A 3,236-nucleotide genomic window follows, 5' to 3' on the forward strand; every position below is an offset into this window, starting at 1 on the left:
GACACACCGCTCGTCGGCGAGGATCTGCCCGACGGCGAGGACCGGCCCGCCGCCGGTGACCTCCTGCCGCCGGGCAGGCTCGTGGTCGACGTCGGCGGTGCGCTCGTGGGGACGGTCGCCTGGTACTGGGAGTCCCGCGAGACGGAGTGGGCGCGCATGGGCGTCACCGTGTACGACCCGGCGGTGCGTGGCCGGGGGATCGGGCGCACTGCGCTGGCGCTGTGGACGTCGTTCCTGTTCGAGAGCACGCCCTGGGTGCGGCTCGACTTCGCCACGTGGTCGGGCAACGACGCGATGCTCGGCGTGGGCAAGGCGCTGGGCTTCACGGAGGAGGCGCGGTTCCGGCAGGCCCGGATGGTCGACGGCGTGCGCTACGACTCGGTGGTGATGGGCGTGCTGCGGGACGAGTGGCGCGACCCGGCACGCCGTCAGTCGTTCCGCGGCAGCCTCTCGTAGAATTCCGCGATCGTCCGCGAGAAGAGCTCGGGGAACTGGACGTTCCAGGGGTGGCCCGCACGCGGGACGATCCGCAGCTCCGCGTGCGGGATCCTGGCGGCCAGCTCGCGCGCCGCCGGGATGTTGGCGACGTCGCGGCTGCCGCACAGGACGAGCGTCGGCGCCTGGATGGTCGGCAGCCCGGCCCGGAAGTCCGCGTCCGCGACCACGCGCAGGGCGCCGAGCCACTGCGCCCTGGTCAGGCCCATGCCGGTGGCGGTGCGCTCCGGCAGCATGCGCACGATCGTGCGCTGGATCAGCATCAGGGCGGGGTGGGGTCGCACCTGGCTGCCCGACAGGACGAGTGACGCCACCCGGTCGGGGAAGTCGAGCGCGAACCGGGTGGCGGTCATCGCGCCGAGCGACAGGCCGCAGACGTGCGCCCGCTCGATGCCTCGCTCGTCGAGCAGGTCGCGCAGCCCGCGGGCGGCGCCGGCCAGCGTGAACTCACCGGGGGTGGCAGCCCGGTCGAGGCCCGGGATGTCGGGGGCCAGCCCCGTCAGCCCGGCGGGCAGCGCGCCCAGCTGGGCGGCCCACGGGTCCTTGCCGGCACCCAGCCCCGGCAGGAACAGCACGGTCTCGACGTCGGTGGTCATGCCGACGAACGTAACCGAATGCTTGACTGGCGCCTATGAAAGACGGTCTGGGCGCCGGGCGCCTCGAGGTGATCGCCGGTCCGATGTTCGCCGGCAAGTCAGAGGAGCTGCTGCGCCGGGTGCGACGGGCCCGGATCGCGCGCCGGGGCGTGCTCGTGGTGAGCCATGCCCTCGACGACCGGCGCGGCGTCGGCCGGGTGTCGTCGCACTCGGGGCAGGGCGTGCCTTCGCACACGGTGTCGCACGCCGAGGAGATCCCCGGCCTGCTGGACCCCGACGCCGACGCCGACGCCGATACCGGTACCGACGCAGGCACCGAGCTCGTCGCCGTCGACGAGGCGCAGTTCTTCGGCGCCGGCCTCGTGCCGGTCGTCACCGACCTGGCCGGCCGAGGCCTCGTCGTGGTCGTCGCCGGGCTGTCCGTCACGTTCGACGGGCAGCCCTTCACGCCCCTGCCCGAGCTCATGGCGCTGGCCGAGTCGGTGGAGAAGCTCACGGCGGTGTGCTCCGTCTGCGGGGCGGACGCCGCCTTCCACGTTCGGCTGCCCCAGGCACCGGGGGAGCCCGACGGCGGTGCGCTCGTGCCGGTCGCCGCCCACGTGGGCGGGTCGGAGTCGTACGAGGCCCGGTGCCGCCGGCACGCCGCCGTGCCCGGCTGACCTGCCGACGTCAGACCTTGCGCATCAGCTTGTACTGCGGGCAGTCGAACGGGTCGCGGGCGGCCAGCCCCACCTTGTTGAGGTAGTTCACGACGATCACGTACGACTGCGCCAGGCTGGTCTCCGTGTAGGGGATGCCGAGGGTCGCGCAGTGCTCCCTGACGATCTCGGCGGTCCGGATCAGGTGCGGGCGCGGCATGCTCGGGAACAGGTGGTGCTCGATCTGGAAGTTGAGCCCGCCCATCAGGATGTTCATGAACCGTCCGCCGCGGATGTTCCGCGAGGTGAGCACCTGCTTGGACAGGAAGTCGATGCGGGAGTCGGCGGGGATGATCGCCATGCCCTTGTGGTTCGGGGCGAACGACGCGCCCATGTAGACGCCGAACACGGCCAGCTGCACGCCGAGGAACGCGAACGCCAGGCCGGGCGGCAGCACCCAGAACAGGATCGCCACGTAGACGCCGAGGCGCGCCGTGATGGTGACGAGCTCGCGAATCCGGGAGCGCAGCGTCTCGGGGCCGCCCGAGAACAGCGAGCGGATCGAGAGGACGTGCAGGTTCAGACCCTCGAGCGTGAGCAGCGGGAAGAACAGCCAGCCCTGGTAGCGGTTGATCCACCGCTTGAGCCCGCGGTGCTGCCGGACACCCTCCTCCGTGAACGCGATCGTGTCGTTCTCGATGTCCGGGTCCTTGCCCATCTTGTTGGGGTTGGCGTGGTGCCGGGTGTGCTTGGTCATCCACCACGAGTAGCTGATGCCGACGACGACGTTGGCGATCAGGCGACCCCAGCGGTCGTTGCGGGGACCCGACTCGAAGACCTGCCGGTGCGAGGCCTCGTGCGCGACGAAGGCGAACTGGGTCAGGACGAGGCCGAGCGCGCCGGCCATCAGGAGCTGGAACCACGAGTCGCCGAGCAGCACGAACCCGGTGACGATCCCGCCGAGCGCGACGGTGAGCGTGGCGAGGGTCCAGGCGTAGTAGTGGTGGGCCCGGCGCAGCAGTCCGGCGTCGCGCACGGTGCGGGCCAGTGACGAATAGGTGCTGGTCGCCGGTTGGGCGCCCGGATCGCGGGGCTTGGTCGGGCGGAATCCTTCGCGCACGGCGGGTACGGCTTGGGCCATCTGGTCCTCACAGGCTCGGGTTCGACTTCCCAGCCGTGGGGTGGACTCAGGTGCCCGTCATGCGGATGGCTTCGAGCCTACGGGTCCGTAGGTTGTGGCGCACGGGGCAGTTGTGGACGGATGGCGAAGAGTTCAAGACGATGTGTTTACCTTCACCAGATATTCCGCGCGTCGGCGTCAGTCGTTGTTCCTCGCCCCGCACCCTGCGCTGCGCTCCGGCTCAGTCCTCGATCCGTCTGGTCGGACTGTGCCTGCGCTCCGCTCCGGGCGCGTGCCTCGTTCCTCGCCCCGCACCCTGCGCTCCGCTCCAGCTCAGTCCTCGATCCGTCTGGTCGGACTGTGCCTGCGCTCCGCTCCGGGCGCGTG

Annotated in this window: 4 protein-coding genes; 2 read left to right on the forward strand and 2 right to left on the reverse strand. The window is 71.4% G+C overall.

What is annotated here, in order from left to right:
* The coding region (locus PROKR_RS01020) for a GNAT family N-acetyltransferase (RefSeq protein WP_157601792.1) at positions 1–456 on the forward strand (456 nt) is incomplete at its 5' end.
* Here PROKR_RS01020 and PROKR_RS01025 read toward each other — a convergent pair.
* A complete protein-coding gene (locus PROKR_RS01025; RefSeq protein WP_036958941.1) occupies positions 429–1,091 on the reverse strand; it encodes an alpha/beta fold hydrolase in 663 nt (220 codons plus the stop codon). The genes PROKR_RS01020 and PROKR_RS01025 overlap by 28 nt on opposite strands.
* A gap of 35 nt (positions 1,092–1,126) precedes the next feature.
* On the opposite strand from PROKR_RS01025, the gene PROKR_RS01030 reads away from it, so the two are divergent.
* The gene (locus PROKR_RS01030; RefSeq protein ID WP_036958942.1) at positions 1,127–1,750 is read left to right on the forward strand and encodes a thymidine kinase; all 624 of its coding nucleotides are present in this window, start codon (positions 1,127–1,129) and stop codon (positions 1,748–1,750) included.
* Positions 1,751–1,760: 10 nt separating this feature from the next.
* Here PROKR_RS01030 and PROKR_RS01035 read toward each other — a convergent pair whose 3' ends face one another.
* Positions 1,761–2,870, reverse strand: coding sequence for a fatty acid desaturase family protein (locus PROKR_RS01035; protein WP_051432566.1), 1,110 nt, complete (start codon positions 2,868–2,870; stop codon positions 1,761–1,763).
* Positions 2,871–3,236 lie beyond the last annotated feature (366 nt).

This window comes from Promicromonospora kroppenstedtii DSM 19349, from assembly GCF_000515355.1.
In the GTDB taxonomy this organism is placed as follows: Bacteria; Actinomycetota; Actinomycetes; order Actinomycetales; family Cellulomonadaceae; genus Promicromonospora; species Promicromonospora kroppenstedtii.

What these genes read in the sequence shown, in the direction of transcription:
- PROKR_RS01025 (WP_036958941.1), bottom strand. Translation starts at nt 1,091, where the DNA reads ATGACCACCGACGTCGAGACCGTGCTGTTCCTGCCGGGGCTGGGTGCC.
- PROKR_RS01030 (WP_036958942.1), top strand. Translation starts at nt 1,127, where the DNA reads ATGAAAGACGGTCTGGGCGCCGGGCGCCTCGAGGTGATCGCCGGTCCG.
- PROKR_RS01035 (WP_051432566.1), bottom strand. Translation starts at nt 2,870, where the DNA reads ATGGCCCAAGCCGTACCCGCCGTGCGCGAAGGATTCCGCCCGACCAAG.